The organism is Burkholderia paludis, from assembly GCF_000732615.1.
Lineage (GTDB): Bacteria > Pseudomonadota > Gammaproteobacteria > Burkholderiales > Burkholderiaceae > Burkholderia > Burkholderia paludis.
Genome location: NZ_JPGL01000005.1, coordinates 120,540 through 138,092 on the forward strand (window position 1 = coordinate 120,540; position 17,553 = coordinate 138,092).

A 17,553-nucleotide genomic window follows, 5' to 3' on the forward strand; every position below is an offset into this window, starting at 1 on the left:
GGCCGATCGGCCGGCCGCCCCCTGTCCGTTCGGCCAATCCGGCCCCGTTCGCGCGCCGATCGGCCACAATATGTTCACCCCGGCGGCGCCGCGCGCCGGCCCGCCTGAACCGCCACCGGATCGACATCATGGGATACCCGCTCGCCACCGCCGCCCTCGGCCCGCTGCTGTTCGCGCAGGGGCGCTATGTGCGCCGCGTCACGCCGCGGCTGCCCGAGGCGGCCGGCCCGCGCGACGGCGTGGCCGGCGACGGCCCGCCGCTGCGCGTGCTCGTGGTCGGCGATTCCGCCGCCGCGGGCGTCGGCGTCGCGACGCAGCGCGACGCGCTGTCCGGGCAGCTGGTGCACACGCTCGCGGCCACGCACCGCGTGCGCTGGAAGCTGCTGGCGCGCACCGGGCTCACCACGCGGGAACTGGTCGACTGGCTCGCCGCCGAGCCCGCCGAGCCGTTCGACGTGGCCGTCACGTCGCTCGGCGTCAACGATGTGACGGGCGGCGTGCCGCCGGCCCGCTGGCAGGCGCAGCAGGCCGAACTGGTCCGGCTGCTCGCCGCGCGCTTCCGGGTCGGGCACGCGATCCTGTCGGCGGTGCCGCCGATGGAGCGCTTCCCGGCGCTGCCGCAGCCGCTCGCGTGGTATCTCGGGCTGCGCGCGAAGCGGCTCAACACGGCGCTCGCCGGCTGGGCCGCCACGCAGCCGCACTGCACGTTCCTGCGCGTCGCGCTGCCGCTCGAGCGCCACCTGATGGCCGCCGACGGTTTCCACCCCGGCGCGGCCGCCTGCTCGGCGTGGGCCGGGCAGGTCGCCACGGCCGTGCTGCGACGCGTGAACGCGTGACGCGGGGCGGCGCGGCCCCCCCCCGCCCCCCCTGCCGCACCCCCGCCGCAACCCCGCCGCCGCGCTTGTCGTGCGCTTGTCGTGCGCTTGTCGTGCGCTTGCCGTGCACCTGTCGTGCGCTTGCCGTGCGCCTGTCGTGCGCCCGCCGTACCCGACGCCACTCGGCAAGCGCCCCCGCCGCGCAGTCGCGCGCAACATGCCGGCGTTCCTTGCGCAAACGCGGCATCGCACCGCGCATTTCGCCCGAACCCGTCGGTGCGAGCGCCGGCGCCATGCCAAAATAGCCGGTCGTCCACGCGCCGTCTCGGCGCACCGTCCTTTAGTTTCCTTCGCAGCCAGGGATTGCCATGTCGTCATTGCTCAGGATTGGTTTGATGGGTTTCGGTTTCGCCGGCGCGACGTTCCACGCGCCCGTGATCGCCACGAGCGGCCGCACTGAAGTCGCCGCGATCGCGACGGGGCAGCCCGATCGCGCGCAGGCCGCCTATCCGGGCGCGCGCATCGTCGCCGACCTCGACACGCTGCTCGGCCTCGACGACATCGAGTGCGTGGTGATCGCCACGCCGAATGACACGCACTTCGCGCTCGCGCGCCAGGTGCTCGAAGCCGGCCGCCACGTGGTGGTCGACAAGCCCGTCACGCTCACCGCCGACGAGGCGCTCGCGCTCGCACGGCTCGCGAACGCGCGCAGCCGGCTGTTCGCGCCGTTCCACAACCGCCGCTGGGACGGCGACTTCCTCACCGTGCGCCGCATCGTCGAATCGGGCGAGCTTGGCCGGCTGACCTATTTCGCATCGCATTTCGACCGCTTCCGGCCGACGCCGCGCACGCGCTGGCGCGAGGAACCCGCCCGCGGCGGCGGCCTGCTGCTCGATCTCGGCCCGCATCTGATCGACCAGGCGCTCGCGCTGTTCGGTCTGCCGGAAACGGTCGGCGCGACCGTCAAGACGCGCCGCGACAACGGCACGGCGCCCGATTTCGTGCACCTGCTGCTCGGCTATCCGGACAAGGACGTCGCGCTGCATGCGAGCGCACTGTCGGCGATCGAGCCGGCGCGCTTCACGCTGCACGGCACTCGCGGCAGCTATCAGAAATTCGGGCTCGATACGCAGGAAGACCAGCTCAAGGCCGGCCTCACCGCGGACGACGTCGAATTCGGCGGCGGCAACCCGCCCGGCCTGTTGCGCGTGCTCGACGGCGACATCGAGGTCGAGCGCCCGGTGCCGACGCTCGACGGCCAGTACGCGGAGTTCTACCGCGCGCTCGCCGCGTCGATCCGCGACGGCGCGCCGTTCCCCGTCACCGCGCAGGACGCCGTCGACGTGATGACGGTCATCGAGCTCGCCGCGCAGAGCGAACACGACGGCCGACGGCTGCCGTTCGTCCGGCGCGCGGTCTGACCGGCCGCCGGACGGCGGCACGCCGCATGCCACCCAATCCGGCCGCGCGCGGCCGGGCCAGGGGCGCGCGGCCGGAACATTCCGTTACAAATGGGACGGGAACGACAGTCAGCCGCCGGCCCGTCTGGCGCGTTTCTCAAAAAGTCGACGAAACACACAACACAATCATCAGGAGAATGGGATGCAACGGTTGATTCGCGCAGCGGCGTGCTGCGCTCTGGTTTCCACGCTGGCGGCCTGCGTCGTCGCGCCCCCTCCGCAGCCGCATCCGGCGCAGCCGCGGCCGAACCCGCAGGTCGTCGCGAACGAGCGGCTGCAACAGATCCAGGGCCGGATCGATAACCTGCACCACCGCATCGACGCGCGCGTCAATGCCGGCTACTACCCGCCGCCCTACGGCGCCCAGCTGCACCACCGCCTCGACGTGATCCGCCAGGAATCGAACGACATGTCGGCGCAGCACGGCGGCGGCCTGTCCGGCGACGAGCAGCGCGTGCTGAACCAGGAACTCGACACGGCCGCGCGCGCGATCGGCGAGTAACGCACCGGCGCCCGCCGGAGCGGAAAAAGCGGCGGCACCGGGTGCCGCCGCTTGTCGCGAAACGACATTCTTTTGCTCAAATTGACAAGGCCCACCCGCTCGCGTACAGTCGCCCGCACGCGTCGGGAGAGCGTGCGACCGTGCTGTTTCAGCACCGGTTGCGCCGCCGAAGGGGCACACCCGCAAACTCTCAGGCAAAAGGACCGACCGCGTCGGGGAATCGCGTCCGCGCATCGCGCGGGCCACACTCTCCCCGCACTCTGGAGAGCGGCAGTAGCCCGCAGCGCCTAGGCTGCGCGGGCAAGCTGCCCACCGAAGGGGCGCGCGTTCGCCTGGCCTGGCCGGCGGCGCAATCTCTCAGGTATCGAGGACAGAGGGGCATGTACCGGATCGCTCGCAGGCCATCGGCCGCGGCGATCGGCGCATGGCCGTTCTGATCCGCGCGCAAGCGCCTTGCCTGAGGCCTCGATGACTGCACTGAACCAAACTCCGCTCAACGCCGCGCACCGCGCGCTCAATGCCCGCATGGTCGACTTCGGCGGCTGGGACATGCCGGTCAACTACGGCTCGCAGATCGAAGAACACGAAGCCGTGCGCACCGACGCCGGCATGTTCGACGTGTCGCACATGCGCGTCGTCGATTTCACCGGCAGCCGCGTGCGCACGTTCTTCGAGCATGCGGTCGCGAACAACGTCGGCAAGCTCAAGACGCCCGGCAAGGCCCTCTACACGTGCCTGCTCAATCCGCAGGGCGGCGTCATCGACGACCTGATCGTCTACTACTTCACCGAAGAATTCTTCCGCGTCGTCGTCAACGCCGGCACGGCCGAGAAAGACATCGCGTGGTTCAACCAGCTGAACGAGCAAGGCGGCTACGGCCTCACGATCGCCCCGCGCAGCGATTTCGCGATCGTCGCCGTACAGGGTCCGAACGCCCGCGAAAAGGTCTGGACGACGGTGCCCGCCGCGCGCGCCGCGACGAGCGAGCTGAAGCCGTTCAACGCCGCGCAGGTCGCCGGCACGCCGTTCGGCGATCTGACCGTCGCACGCACCGGCTATACCGGTGAAGACGGCTTCGAGGTCATCGTCCCGGCCGTGCATGTCGAGGCGCTGTGGCACGCGCTGCAGCAGAACGGCGTGCGCCCCTGCGGGCTCGGCGCGCGCGACACGCTGCGCCTCGAGGCCGGCATGAACCTGTACGGCCAGGACATGGACGACACCGTCTCCCCGCTCGACGCCGGCCTCGCCTGGACGGTCGACCTCGGCGCGCCGCGCGACTTCGTCGGCCGCGCCGCACTCGAGGCAAACGGCACCCGCGCCGCGTTCGTCGGCCTGATCCTGCAGAAGGAAAACGGCAAGGCGGGCGGCGTGCTGCGCGCGCACCAGAAGGTCGTCACGCCGCACGGCGAAGGCGAGATCACGAGCGGCACGTTCTCGCCGTCGATGCAGGAGTCGATCGCGTTCGCGCGCGTGCCGGCAGCCGTCCAGATCGGCGACACCGTCCAGGTGCAAATTCGAGACAAGAATCTTCCCGCGCGCGTGGTAAAACTGCCGTTCGTGCGCAACGGCAAGGTCCTCGCTGCGTAACGGCCGGGGGCCCGCCTCCCGGAAAGCCGGGAGATGGCGCCCGGCGCAACCCCACCCGGCACGCCCCGGCGGCGCGCCAGCAGAACGAACACACCCTTTTATCAGGAGCAACCGATGAGCAACGTCCCGGCCGAGCTGAAATACACCGACGAACACGAGTGGATCCGCACCGAGGCAGACGGCACGCTGACGATCGGCATCACCGATCACGCGCAGAACACGCTTGGCGACATCGTATTCCTCGAACTGCCGCCCGTCGGCAAGCAGGTGAAGGCAGGCGACGCGATCGGCGTCGTCGAATCCGTGAAAGCCGCATCGGACATCTTTTCGCCGGTGTCGGGCGAGGTGACCGCCATCAACGGGGACGCCGTCGACACGCCCGAGGAAGTGAACAGCGACCCGTACGACACGTGGCTGTTCAAGATCAAGCTCGCCGCCGGCGCATCGACCGACAGCCTGCTTGACGCCGCCGCCTACAGCAAGCTGATCGACTAATTTCCCTACCCGAACCGCGCGGGGCCGGTCAGCCGCCCCGCTCCGCGCGGGACCAGAGTCACGCCATGAAGCTCGAACACCCGGACCGCCTGATGAACCGCACGCCCCTCTCGCTCGCCGCGCTCGAAACGCACGACGCGTTCGCCGAACGCCACATCGGCCCCGACGCCGCCAGCCAGCAGGCCATGCTCGACACGCTCGGCTTTGCGTCGCGCGCCGCCCTGATCGACGCCGTGATCCCGGCCTCGATCCGCCGCGCCGAAACGCTGCCGCTCGGCCCGTTCGCGCAGCCGAAGAGCGAGGCCGAAGCCCTCGCCGCACTGCGGGTTCTCGCGGACAAGAACCAGGTGTTCCGCTCGTATATCGGTCAGGGTTACCACGACACGCACACGCCGGCCGTCATCCTGCGCAACGTGCTCGAAAACCCGGCGTGGTACACGGCCTACACGCCGTACCAGCCCGAGATTTCCCAGGGCCGCCTCGAGGCGCTCCTGAACTTCCAGCAAATGGTGGCCGACCTGACGGGCCTCGCGATCTCGAACGCGTCGCTGCTCGACGAAGCCACCGCCGCCGCCGAAGCGATGACGCTGCTGCAACGCACCGGCAAGCCGGCATCGAACGTGTTCTACGTCGCCGACGACGTGCTGCCGCAGACGCTCGAGGTGATCCGCACCCGCGCGCTGCCGGTCGGCATCGAGGTGAAGACGGGCCCGGCCGCCGACGCCGCGCAGGCGAACGCGTTCGGCGTGCTGCTGCAGTACCCGGGCGTGAACGGCGACGTGCGCGACTACCGCGCGCTCACCGAAGCGATCCACGCGGCCGGCGGCCACGTGGTCGTCGCGGCCGACCTGCTCGCACTGACCGTGCTGACGCCGCCCGGCGACTGGGGCGCGGACGTCGCGATCGGCAACACGCAGCGCTTCGGCGTGCCGATGGGCTTCGGCGGCCCGCACGCCGCCTACCTCGCGGTGCGTGACGAATTCAAGCGCCAGATGCCGGGCCGCCTCGTCGGCGTGACGGTCGACGCGCAGGGCAAGCCGGCGCTGCGCCTCGCGCTGCAGACGCGCGAGCAGCACATCCGCCGCGAGAAGGCCACGTCGAACGTGTGTACCGCGCAGGCGCTGCTCGCGATCATGGCCAGCATGTACGCGGTCTACCACGGCCCGCACGGGCTGAAGACGATCGCGCTGCGCGTGAACCGCATCGCGGCGCTGTTCGCCGCGGGCGTGAAGCAGCTCGGCTTCACGACCGTCAACGACACCTTCTTCGACACGCTGACGATCGACACCGGCGCGCGCACCGCGCAGGTCCACGCGTTCGCGAACGAGAAGCGCATCAACCTGCGCCGCGTGAGCGACACGCGCGTCGGCGTGTCGGTCGACGAAACGACCACACGCGACGACCTCGCCGACCTGCTCGCCGTGTTCGCGCAGGCCGCGGGCGGCACCGCGCCGGCCGTCGACGCGCTGGACGCGGGCCTCGGCGGCCTCGCCGCGCTGCCGGCCGGCCTCGAACGCACCAGCGCATACCTGACGCACCACGTGTTCAACCGCCACCATTCCGAAACCGAAATGCTGCGCTACCTGCGCAGCCTGTCGGACAAGGATCTCGCGCTCGACCGCTCGATGATCCCGCTCGGCTCGTGCACGATGAAGCTGAACGCGACGTCGGAAATGCTGCCCGTCACGTGGCCCGAATTCGGCGGCATCCACCCGTTCGCGCCGGCCGAGCAGACCGCAGGCTATCGCGAAATGATCGACCAGCTCGAGCAGATGCTCGTCGCGGCCACCGGCTACGCGGCCGTGTCGCTGCAGCCGAACGCGGGCTCGCAGGGCGAGTACGCGGGCCTGCTGATCATCCACGCGTACCATGCGTCGCGCGGCGAAGGCCACCGCGACGTGTGCCTGATCCCGGCATCCGCGCACGGCACGAACCCGGCATCCGCGCACATGGCCGGCATGAAGGTCGTGGTCGTCGCATGCGACGAGCAGGGCAACGTCGACATCGCCGACCTGAAGGCGAAGGCCGAGCAGCACGCGAAGGACCTCGCGGCCATCATGATCACGTATCCGTCGACGCACGGCGTGTTCGAGCAGAACGTCCGCGAGATCTGCGAAATCGTCCATGCGCACGGCGGCCAGGTGTACGTCGACGGCGCGAACATGAACGCGATGGTCGGCCTGACCGCGCCGGGCCAGTTCGGCGGCGACGTATCGCACCTGAACCTGCACAAGACCTTCTGCATCCCGCACGGCGGCGGCGGCCCGGGCGTCGGCCCGGTCGCGGTCGGCCCGCACCTCGCGAAGTTCCTGCCGAACCAGCGTTCGACCGGCTACACGCGCGCGGAAGACGGCATCGGCGCGGTGTCGGCCGCGCCGTACGGCTCGGCGTCGATCCTGCCGATCTCGTGGATGTACATCGCGATGATGGGTGCGAAGAACCTGACCGCCGCGACCGAAACCGCGATCCTCAACGCGAACTACATCGCGAAGCGTCTCGCGCCGCACTACCCGGTGCTGTATTCGGGCCCCGGCGGGCTGGTCGCGCACGAGTGCATTCTCGACCTGCGCCCGATCAAGGAGTCGAGCGGCATCACCGTCGACGACGTCGCGAAGCGCCTGATGGACTACGGCTTCCACGCGCCGACGATGAGCTTCCCGGTGCCGGGCACGCTGATGGTCGAGCCGACCGAATCGGAATCGCAGGAGGAACTCGACCGCTTCATCGCCGCGATGACCGCGATCCGCGAGGAAATCCGCGCGGTCGAGGAAGGCCGCGCCGATCGCGAGGACAACCCGCTGCGTCACGCGCCGCACACGGCGGCCGTCGTCACCGCGAACGCGTGGCCGCACGCGTACTCGCGCGAGCAGGCCGCGTACCCGGTCGCGTCGCTCGGCACGAACAAGTACTGGCCGCCGGTCGGCCGCGCGGACAACGTCTATGGCGACCGCAACCTGTTCTGCTCGTGCGTGCCGATGTCGGAATACGCATAACGCACGCCCGGCCCGGAGCCGTCCGATGGTGACCGCACCGCACGCAACGCAGTGTTGCGTGCGGTTTTTGCGTTCGCCGCGCGAAGCCGCTCACGTTCACCCGCCAATCCGGCTAACATCACACGCGATCCAGCCAATGAAGGAGTTCCGCATGGTGCGTCCGATGTTTCCGGGCCAGGGTGCAACCGGGCAGCGGCCGCGCGCGCGCCGCTTCGTACCGATGTTCGTCGCGTCGCTGTCGCTTGCCGCAGCCGGCCTCGGCGCGTCCGGCTGCGCGCGCGCGGCAATGAATTTCTGCGCGGCGCCGGCCCTGCAGGCGAGCGAGACGACGCAGGCCGAACCGGGCGTCCAGGCGCTGATTCGCAGCGTCGACGCGCACATCGGCGAGCAGCCGAAGGCGATGGCGCGCGTGCACACCGAGGGCACGCTGCCGCACGAAGGCATCTACGACCAGAGCGCCGCCGCGCTGAAGGATCTCGACCTGATGCGCGACGCGGCGCTCGCGTGGCGCGTGACGAACGCGCCGCGCTACCTGCAGCTCGTCGACCGCTTCCTGTCCGCGTGGGTCACGACCTACCAGCCGAGCTTCAATCCGATCGACGAGACGCGCTTCGAAAGCCTGATCGTCGCGTACGACATGACCGCGAGCGCGCTGCCGGTCAAGACCCGCAACGCCACGGCAGCATTCATCGCGACGCTCGGCGCCGGCTATGTCGCGCAGATCGACGCGCAGAAGCGCCCGCTCACGGGCACCTGGCGCAACAACTGGCAGAGCCACCGGATCAAGCTGATCGCGCTGTCCGCGTTCACGCTCGGCGATCGCAAGATGATGAACGCCGCGCAGCGGCTGTTCGTCGAGCATCTCGCCGACAACATCGGCCCGGACGGCAAGACGTGGGACTTCGAGGAACGCGACGCGCTGCATTACGCGGTCTACGACCTGCAGCCGCTGGTCACGGCCGCGCTCGCCGCGCGCCGCTTCAACCGCAACTGGCTGCGCGAGCGCGGCACGAACGGCGCGACGCTCGCGGCCGCGCTCGACTGGCTCGTGCCGTATGCGCGCGGCGAGAAGACGCACGAGGAATTCGTGAATTCGCCGGTGCCGTTCGACGCGAAGCGCCGCGAGGCCGGCCTGCCCGGCTACACGGGGCAGTGGGACCCGAAAAACGCCACCGAACTCTTTCATCTGGCCGCGCGGCTCGACGGGCGCTATGCCCGCGTCGCGCAGCAGCTTTCCCCAACGCCGCCCGCATGGCTCGCCGCGTGCCTGCCCCTGCAGGCGCGCTAGCACTACTCTTATAGCAAGGCAGGTATCGAAATGGCAGTCAGCGTCTTTGACCTCTTCAAGATCGGCATCGGTCCGTCCAGCTCGCACACGGTCGGGCCGATGCGCGCGGCGCTGATGTTCGTCCAGGGCCTCGAGCGCGACGGGCTGCTCGCGGCCACGGCCCATGTGAAGGTCGAACTGTACGGGTCGCTCGGCGCCACCGGCAAGGGCCACGGCACCGACCGCGGCGTGATGCTCGGCCTGCTCGGCGACGCACCCGACACCGTCGATCCCGGCACGGTCGACGCTCGGCTCGAGCACGTCCGCAAATCGAAGACGCTCGCGCTGCTCGGCACGCATCCGGTGCCGTTCGTGCTGAAGGAAAACATCGCGTTCTACCGCCAGGCGCTGCCCGAGCATCCGAACGGGATGAAGCTGCGCGCGAGCGACGCGAACGGCGCGGTGCTGGTCGAACGCACCTATCTGTCGGTCGGCGGCGGCTTCGTCGTGACGGCCGGCGCGCCGAACACGAAGGTGCTGAGCGCGGCCGAGCAGATGACGCATCCGTTCCGCACCGGTGCGGAGCTGCTCGCACTGACCGAATCGACCGGCAAGTCGATCGCGCAGCTGATGTGGGAAAACGAGCGCGCGTGGCACACCGAGGCCGAGACGCGCGACGGGCTGCTCAGGATCTGGGCCGTGATGCAGTCGTGCGTGTCGCGCGGCTGCGGGATCGGCAACCCCGACGCCGACGGCAACCTGCCCGGCCCGTTCCAGGTCAAGCGCCGCGCGCCGCAGTTGTACCGCACGCTGACGGGCAGCCCGGAGCGTGCGCTGCAGGACCCGCTGTCGATGATCGACTGGATCAACCTGTACGCGATCGCGGTCAACGAGGAAAACGCGGCCGGCGGCCGGGTCGTCACCGCGCCGACCAACGGCGCGGCCGGCATCATCCCCGCCGTGCTGCACTACTACACCCGCTTCACGCCCGGCGCGAACGAGCAGGGGGTGATCGACTTCCTGCTGACGGCCGCCGCGATCGGCATTCTCTACAAGCTCAACGCGTCGATCTCGGGCGCCGAGGTCGGCTGCCAGGGCGAAGTGGGCGTCGCGTGCTCGATGGCGGCCGGCGCGCTCGCGGCCGTGCTCGGCGGCACGCCCCGGCAGGTCGAGAACGCGGCCGAGATCGGGATGGAGCACAACCTCGGCCTCACCTGCGACCCGGTCGGCGGCATGGTGCAGATCCCGTGCATCGAGCGCAACGCGATGGCGTCCGTGAAGGCCGTCAACGCGGCCCGCATGGCGCTGCGCGGCGACGGCTCGCACTACGTGTCGCTCGACTCGGTGATCAAGACGATGCGCGAGACGGGCGCCGACATGAAGACGAAGTACAAGGAAACGTCGCGCGGCGGCTTGGCGGTGAACATCGTCGAGTGCTGACGCAGAGACGGCGGCCACGCGGGGAAATCGCCTCCCCGCGTTAGCGCCGGCCGTTCGGCCGGTTCTCCGGCCGCAGCCCCGGATGGCCGGCAAAAATCCCGCCCGTGGCAGGTCACGCGGGCGGCGCCGAGCGACATGGCGACGCAGTGTCCGGATCAAGCCGCGGTCCGACACTTTTCAGCGCCCCGCCGACAGGCGTAAGCTGTACATCCCGCTACCCAGGGAGACGGCAGCCCATGTCGCATTCCAAGGATGTCGAGCCGCGCGCCACCACCGGCGCGCGACTGCTCGTCGATGCGTTGCTCGCCAATCACGTCGAACGCGTGTTCTGCGTGCCGGGCGAGAGTTTCCTCGCCGTACTCGATGCGCTGTCGGACGATACCGAGCGCATCCAGACGATCGTCTGCCGCCACGAGGCGGCTGCCGCGAACATGGCCGAGGCCGTCGGCAAGCTGACCGGCCGCCCCGGCATCGCGTTCGTCACGCGCGGGCCCGGTGCGACCCACGCATCGATCGGCGTGCACACCGCGTTCCAGGATTCGACGCCGATGATCCTGTTCATCGGCCAGTGCGCGCGCGAGCACCTCGACCGCGAAGCCTTCCAGGAAATCGACTACCGGCGGATGTTCGGCCAGATGGCCAAATGGGTCGCGCAGATCGACGACCCGCTCCGCGTACCCGAATACCTGAGCCATGCGTTCCACGTCGCGACCTCCGGCCGGCCCGGCCCGGTCGTGCTGGCGCTGCCGGAGGACGTGCTGTCGGACGCATGCGCGGCGCAGCCCGTCGTGCCGGCCGCGAAGCGCGTCGCGGCCGCGCCGTCGGCCGCGCAGATCGACGAGCTGCGCGAGCGTCTCGCACGCGCGGAGCGGCCGTTCGCCCTGGTCGGCGGCAGCGGCTGGACGCCCGACGCGTGCGCGAACCTGCGCACCTTCGTCGAGCGCTGGCAACTGCCGGTCGCCTGCGCGTTCCGCTATCAGGACACGATCGACAACGCGCATCCGAATTACGCGGGCGACGTCGGGCTCGGGATCAATCCCGCGCTCGCGAAGCGCATCCGCGACGCCGACCTGCTGCTCGCGATCGGGCCGCGCCTCGGCGAGGCGACGACCGGCGGCTACACGCTGCTCGACATCCCGAAGACGCACCAGACGCTGATCCACGTGCACCAGGGCGCTGACGAACTCGGCCGCGTGTATGCGGCCGACCTGCCGATCGTCTCGGGGATGCCCGAGATCGCCGCGCCGCTCGCCGCGCTCGAACCGCCCGAGCGGCCCGCCTGGGCCGGCACGGCCGCGGACGCGCATCGCGCGTATCGCGAATGGCATGCACCGCTGCCGATGCCCGGCGACGTCCAGCTCGGCGACGTGATGGTGCAGTTGCGCGAGCGCCTGCCGCACGACGCGATCCTGACCAACGGCGCCGGCAACTACGCGATCTGGCTGCACCGCCACTTCGCGTACCGTCACTTCCGCTCGCAGCTCGCGCCGACGAGCGGCGCGATGGGCTACGGGCTTCCCGCGGCGCTCGCCGCGAAGTCGCTGTATCCGTCGCGCACCGTCGTCGCGCTCGCGGGCGACGGCTGCTTCATGATGGCCGGCAACGAGCTCGCGACCGCGATGCAGTACGGGCTGAACATCGTCGCAATCGTCGTCAACAACGGGCATTTCGGCACGATCCGCATGCATCAGGAGCGCAACTATCCGGGGCGCGTGCATGGCACGGGGCTCACGAACCCCGATTTCGCCGCCTATGCGCGCGCGTTCGGCGCGCATGGCGAGACGGTCGAGCGCACCGCCGATTTCGCGCCCGCGCTCGAACGCGCGCTGACCTGCGGACGGCCCGCGCTGATCGAGATCCGCATTCCGCAGAACGCCAGCACGCCGGCCGCGACGCTCGAACAGATTCGCGAGCAGGGCCGCCGCGCGCGCGACGGCTGACCATGGGCACGCGTGCCGCGCCGCCCGCCGTCGTGCTGTCGCACGACGAGGCGCTCGCGCTCCCCGGCACGCTGCTCGCGCCGGACGGCACGCTCGTCGCGCCTTACGACCTCGAGCAAGACAACGTGCGCGCCGTCGGCCATGTGCCGGCCGCGCCCGCCTGCGGCCTGCTGCATGCCGCGTCCCGGCCGTTCCGGCTCGACTACGACGGCGCACGGCACGTGCACGTGATCAACGGGATGGGCGTCACGCTCGGCGATTCGGTGATCGGGCTCACGGCCCTCGCCGCGCTGCGGGCGGCACATCCGGGCCTGTGTTTCACGCTGTACCGGCCGGCCCGCGCGCCGCACTATGTCGACGCGCTCTACACGCTCGCGGCCGGCGTCGTCGCGCCGTCGCGCGCGCTGCCCTGCCCCGCTGACGCGCTGCCCGCGGGTGCGCCGTGCGTCGACGTCGGCAATCACCTGTACTGGCCCGCGTTCGCGCGGCTGCCGATGATCGATTTCTTCCTCGACGCGCTCGGCGTGGAACCCGCGTCGATACCGGCGTCGGCCAAGCGCAACCGCTGGCTCGCGCGGCTGCCGCTGCCGGGGTTGCCGTCGGGATGGCGGCGCCCGTATGCGCTGTTCTGCTCGACCGCGACCACCGCGGTGCGCAGCGTGCCGCCCGCGCTGCGTGCGTCGTTCGTCGAGCTGCTCGTGCAGCGCTACGGATTGCCGGTGGTCGGGTTCGGGCCCGTCGCGCATCCCGCGTATCTCGACGTGAGTGCCGGGGCGCCCCTCGATATCGCACGACTCATTGCGTGGATCAAGGGCGCCAGCCTGCTGTTCGCGTCCGATACGGTCGCGCCGCATCTCGCGGACGGTTTCGACGTGCCGACGCTCGCGTGCTTCACGACGATCGGGCCGGTGCTGCGCGTGCGCGACTATCCGCATTGCGTGGCGGTCGCGCTCGACATGCCGGTCGAATTGCGCGGGGTGCATCGCAGCGAGCAGCCGGCCGATCTCGCGGCGGTCGAAGCCGCTTACCGGGCGATCGACTGGAACGCGATCGCCTGGCCGTTGCCGCGCACGGCCGCGACGCCGACCGGATGATTCGCCCCGGCGCGGCGCGCCGGCCGCACCGTTCCCGTCACCCCGCCGCGACCGTCGCCGCGCGATCGCGCAGCGTTTCCGACGGACGCTTGCCGAACAGCCGGCGGTAATCGGTCGCGAACTGGCTGAGATGCCAGAAGCCCCAGGCCGCTGCGACATCCTGCACCGAGCCGGCCGCGCGGCCGCACAGATCGCGCCGCGCACCGTTCAGCCGCAGCGTGCGCAGGTAAGTCGCGGGCGCCATCCCGAGCACGTCCTGGAAGCAGTACTGCAGCGTGCGCCGGCTCACATGCAACTGCTCGCACAGCTCGGGCACGCCGACCGGGCGCGTGCGGTGCGCGAGCACGTAATCGCGCGCCTGCTCGACGATCCAGCGGCGCATCGACGGCGCGCGGCCGGCGCCGTCGTCGGCCGGTTGCGCGCACACGTCGAACAGCGCGGCCAGCACCTCGGCCTGCAGGTCGTCGCGCTGCACGCCGGCGAGCGGGCCGGCCATCGCCACCGCGCCGTCGAGCCGGCTGCCGAGCAACGCGCACAGGCGCCCGAGCCGCGTATCGCCGACCTGCATCACCGGTTGCGTGAACAGCCGCTCGTCGAGCGCGCGGCATTCGACGTCCTCCGCATAGCGGCGCAACACGTCGCCGCGCACGACGACGCCGTAGATCGAGAACTGCGCGGGCGTCACCAGTTCGAATTCGACGTTGCCGGGCCGGAACGCCAGCGCGCCGGGCCCGATGCGGCAGGTATCGACGCGCGCGGCGCCGTCGCACACGAGCGGGATGCCGAACCAGTACGCATCGCCGCGCACCTCGCACGCCTGGCGCAGCAAGTGGCTCGTCGATTCGCGAAACAGCTTCATCGTGTCGAGCGGCAGCTCGGTCAGCGTGCCGACGAAGCGGCCGGCCGCGAGCTGGTCGTAGGTCTGCCGCCAGCCGATCAGGTTGCGAGCCTGCTCGTCCGCGTCGTGCGCGACGCTGACGACGGCCTGCCCCGCCAGCGCGTCGTCGCCCTGCGCGTTGCGACGCGTGTCTTCGGCCGTCGGTTCCTCGATACTCGCCACGTGTCGATCCATCGTGTCCTCCCTCACTGCGCGGAACCGCGTGTGTCACGCAAGTCCCGTGCCGAACGGCGCGTTGCGGCGGGCGGCCCGTCATGCCGGGCTGCCCGGCCGGTGCGCGCCCGCCGCGCGCACCCGGAGGCGGCGCGCCGCGCACGCCGCCGGTGCGAACGGCGCGACGACCGCGCATGCCGGCCGCCGCCGGCGGTCGGCTACCCGGCCGGCTTCAGCCGCACGACCCGGGTGCCGCAGTTGCCGTACGCCTGCGCGACCGCCAGCTCGACGATCTCGCTGCCGGTCGGCCAGGGCGCCGCGTCCGCATCGCGCAGATCGGCGCGCAGCGTCGCGCGGCCGTTGATCCGGTAGCGGATGCCGCGCACGAAATCGACGAACAGCAACCCGACGCCGCTGCCGTCGCATGCGATCGTATCGATCCGGCCACCGTCGCCGCGTGCCGGCAGCGCGAAGCGCAGCGTCTTCGTGTCGATCACGCGGACCACCGGCAATAGCTCGCCGTTCGCATCGCGCAGGCTCTGCACGATGTCGCAGGTCAGCGGGGCGTGCGCGCCGCCTGCGACGCCGACGAACATGAACGGCTGCGATTCGACGAACTGCCGCACGCCGATGCTCACGCGCGTCGTCACCACGTCGCTCATCCGCTCGGCTTCGTCCGCGACGCCGAAGCGGTGCTGTGCGTCGAGTTCGCCCGGGTGGAACACGGGGTGGCGCGGAAAGGATCGGGGCGGTTCTGCCATGCTGGGTTGCCTTCACGGACCTCGGCGCGCCGTGTCGCCGCGAGCGGGCGGCTGCCGGTGTCGTTGCCGGCGCCCGCCGCGACGCGGCACGGCCGACGCCGGGTGTCAGTCGGATGTCGGGATCGGAAGCGGCGCGGCATGCGGATGGCCGGCGCGTGCGCCCGTCCCGCCGCGCACCGCCCGACGGCCGGGCACATGCCTCCGACCGTCGGGCGACGGGCGCGGCCGGAATGCCGCGCGCGTTACCGTCGCACGTCCGAGACCGTACCGGCCGGCCCTGCGTGCCGGCCAGCCCGCCCCGTCGCCTCGCGCCGCCCCGGTTGCTCAGAAGAACCCGAGCGCCTCGGCCTGATAGCTGACCAGCAGGCACTTCGTCTGCTGATAGTTCGACAGCGCCATCTTGTGCGTCTCGCGGCCGATCCCCGACTGCTTGTAGCCGCCGAACGCCGCGTGCGCGGGGTACAGGTGGTAGCAGTTGGTCCACACCCGCCCGGCCTCGACCTCGCGGCCCATCCGGTAAGCCCGCGTGCCGTTGCGCGTCCACACGCCCGCGCCGAGCCCGTAGAACGTGTCGTTCGCGAGTTCGATCGCGTCCTGCTCGTCCTTGAAGGTCATCACCGACGCAACCGGCCCGAAGATCTCTTCCTGGAACACGCGCATCTTGTTGTTGCCGAGCAGCATCGTCGGCTTCACGTAGTAGCCCGTGCCGAGCTCGGCGGCCGGCGCCGTGCGCTCGCCGCCCGTCAGGCATTGCGCGCCTTCGCCGCGGCCGATGTCGATGTACGACAGGATCTTGTCGAGCTGCTGCTGCGACGCCTGCGCGCCGATCATCGTCTGCAGGTCGAGCGGGTGGCCGGCCTTGATGCGCTCGACGCGCGCGACGGCCTTCTCGATGAACCGCTCGTAGATCGATTCCTGGATCAGGATCCGCGACGGGCACGTGCACACTTCGCCCTGGTTCAGCGCGAACATCGCGAGCCCCTCGAGCGCCTTGTCGAGGAACGCGTCGTCCTGGTCGAGCACGTCGGCGAAGAAGATGTTCGGGCTCTTGCCGCCCAGTTCGACCGTCGACGGAATCAGGCTGTCGGCCGCCGCGCGCAGGATGTGCTTGCCGACCGGCGTCGAGCCCGTGAACGCGATCTTCGCGATGCGCTTGCTGGTTGCGAGCGCTTCGCCCGCTTCCTTGCCGAAGCCGTTCACGATATTGATCGTGCCGGCCGGGAACAGGTCGCCGATCAGCTCCATCAGCACCAGCACCGACGCGGGCGTCTGCTCGGCCGGCTTCATCACCACGCAGCAGCCGGCCGCGAGCGCCGGCGCGAGCTTCCACGCGGCCATCAGCAGCGGGAAGTTCCACGGAATGATCTGGCCGACGACGCCGAGCGGCTCGTGAAAATGGTACGCGACGGTGTTGTCGTCGATTTCGGAGATGCCGCCTTCCTGCGCGCGGATGCAGCCGGCGAAGTAGCGGAAGTGGTCGATCGCGAGCGGCAGGTCGGCCGCCATCGTCTCGCGCAGCGGCTTGCCGTTGTCGATCGTCTCGGCCACGGCCAGCAGCTTCAGGTTCCTTTCCATCCGGTCGGCGGCGGCGAGCAGCAGGTTCGCGCGCTCGGCCACCGAGGTCTTGCCCCACTTGCGGCGCGCGGCATGCGCGGCGTCGAGCGCCAGCTCGATATCGTCGGCGCCCGAGCGCGGCACGCGGCAGAACGGCTGGCCGTTGATCGGGGACACGTTCTCGAAGTACTCGCCCTTCGCCGGCGGAACCCACTTGCCGCCGATGTAGTTGTCGTACTGCTGGCGGTACGGATATTCGACGTCGAGGCCCAGTTGTTTCAGGTCAAACGGGTTCATACATGTCTCCTGTTCATCGTGCTTGTGTGAGTACAGCGCCGGTTGGATCGCGCTGCATGCGTTAACGCAACATGCGTGCCAAACGGGGCCGGCACGCCGCGAAGGCGCGACGGCAGCGGCCGCCCCGCGTGCGTGCCGTGCGGTGTTCATTCGCGCAGCACGACGGGTGCGCCGTTTCTGAACAGTGCGACTGCGCAACGGCGCGGCCGGTGTTCGGATTCGGCACAGTGCGCACGGGCAACCGCACGCGCTGCGGGCCGCCGCCCGTGGCATGGCGCTTGCGTGCGGATCGCGCAT

Annotated in this window: 13 protein-coding genes and 2 riboswitches; of the genes, 10 read left to right on the forward strand and 3 right to left on the reverse strand. The window is 70.6% G+C overall.

Going from position 1 to position 17,553, the window contains the following annotated elements; genetic code table 11:
• Positions 1 to 128: 128 nt before the first annotated feature.
• The 10 genes from GQ56_RS0101990 to GQ56_RS0102035 all read left to right on the forward strand — a co-directional run bounded on the left by GQ56_RS0101990 (position 129) and on the right by GQ56_RS0102035 (position 13,593).
• Positions 129 to 836 carry an SGNH/GDSL hydrolase family protein gene (locus GQ56_RS0101990; RefSeq protein WP_031397044.1) on the forward strand — a complete coding sequence of 236 codons (708 nt, stop codon included), beginning with the start codon at positions 129 to 131 and terminating at the stop codon, positions 834 to 836.
• A gap of 347 nt (positions 837 to 1,183) precedes the next feature.
• The gene (locus tag GQ56_RS0101995) at positions 1,184 to 2,236 is read left to right on the forward strand and encodes an oxidoreductase (protein WP_031397045.1); all 1,053 of its coding nucleotides are present in this window, start codon (positions 1,184 to 1,186) and stop codon (positions 2,234 to 2,236) included.
• Positions 2,237 to 2,417: 181 nt separating this feature from the next.
• Positions 2,418 to 2,777: a hypothetical protein gene (locus GQ56_RS0102000; RefSeq protein WP_031397046.1), complete on the forward strand. Its 360-nt coding sequence runs from the start codon at positions 2,418 to 2,420 to the stop codon at positions 2,775 to 2,777.
• Between the two features lie 113 nt (positions 2,778 to 2,890).
• A riboswitch (glycine riboswitch) is annotated at positions 2,891 to 2,993 on the forward strand.
• A 34-nt stretch (positions 2,994 to 3,027) separates the two neighbouring features.
• Positions 3,028 to 3,161, forward strand: a riboswitch (glycine riboswitch).
• A gap of 84 nt (positions 3,162 to 3,245) precedes the next feature.
• A complete protein-coding gene (gene gcvT, locus GQ56_RS0102005; protein WP_031397047.1) occupies positions 3,246 to 4,364 on the forward strand; it encodes a glycine cleavage system aminomethyltransferase GcvT in 1,119 nt (372 codons plus the stop codon).
• Positions 4,365 to 4,478: 114 nt separating this feature from the next.
• Positions 4,479 to 4,859 (forward strand): glycine cleavage system protein GcvH, encoded by a 381-nt coding sequence (gcvH, locus tag GQ56_RS0102010; protein WP_031397048.1) that lies wholly within the window; start codon positions 4,479 to 4,481, stop codon positions 4,857 to 4,859.
• Positions 4,860 to 4,924: 65 nt separating this feature from the next.
• Positions 4,925 to 7,852 (forward strand): aminomethyl-transferring glycine dehydrogenase, encoded by a 2,928-nt coding sequence (gcvP, locus tag GQ56_RS0102015; RefSeq protein ID WP_031397049.1) that lies wholly within the window; start codon positions 4,925 to 4,927, stop codon positions 7,850 to 7,852.
• A gap of 151 nt (positions 7,853 to 8,003) precedes the next feature.
• A complete protein-coding gene (locus GQ56_RS0102020) occupies positions 8,004 to 9,140 on the forward strand; it encodes an alginate lyase family protein (protein ID WP_031397050.1) in 1,137 nt (378 codons plus the stop codon).
• Between the two features lie 30 nt (positions 9,141 to 9,170).
• On the forward strand, positions 9,171 to 10,559 hold the full coding sequence (locus GQ56_RS0102025) for an L-serine ammonia-lyase (protein ID WP_031397051.1): 1,389 nt from the start codon (positions 9,171 to 9,173) through the stop codon (positions 10,557 to 10,559).
• 236 nt (positions 10,560 to 10,795) lie between these two features.
• The gene (locus GQ56_RS0102030) at positions 10,796 to 12,499 is read left to right on the forward strand and encodes a thiamine pyrophosphate-binding protein (protein WP_031397052.1); all 1,704 of its coding nucleotides are present in this window, start codon (positions 10,796 to 10,798) and stop codon (positions 12,497 to 12,499) included.
• Positions 12,500 to 12,501: 2 nt separating this feature from the next.
• On the forward strand, positions 12,502 to 13,593 hold the full coding sequence (locus GQ56_RS0102035) for a glycosyltransferase family 9 protein (RefSeq protein WP_152601608.1): 1,092 nt from the start codon (positions 12,502 to 12,504) through the stop codon (positions 13,591 to 13,593).
• 37 nt (positions 13,594 to 13,630) lie between these two features.
• Here GQ56_RS0102035 and GQ56_RS0102045 read toward each other — a convergent pair whose 3' ends face one another.
• The 3 genes from GQ56_RS0102045 to exaC all read right to left on the reverse strand — a co-directional run bounded on the left by GQ56_RS0102045 (position 13,631) and on the right by exaC (position 17,256).
• Positions 13,631 to 14,665: a helix-turn-helix domain-containing protein gene (locus GQ56_RS0102045; protein WP_031397053.1), complete on the reverse strand. Its 1,035-nt coding sequence runs from the start codon at positions 14,663 to 14,665 to the stop codon at positions 13,631 to 13,633.
• A gap of 197 nt (positions 14,666 to 14,862) precedes the next feature.
• Complete coding sequence (locus GQ56_RS0102050; protein ID WP_031397054.1) at positions 14,863 to 15,405, reverse strand: hypothetical protein; 543 nt, start codon at positions 15,403 to 15,405, stop codon at positions 14,863 to 14,865.
• Positions 15,406 to 15,729: 324 nt separating this feature from the next.
• The gene (exaC, locus tag GQ56_RS0102055) at positions 15,730 to 17,256 is read right to left on the reverse strand and encodes an acetaldehyde dehydrogenase ExaC (RefSeq protein WP_031397167.1); all 1,527 of its coding nucleotides are present in this window, start codon (positions 17,254 to 17,256) and stop codon (positions 15,730 to 15,732) included.
• Positions 17,257 to 17,553: the final 297 nt, after the last annotated feature.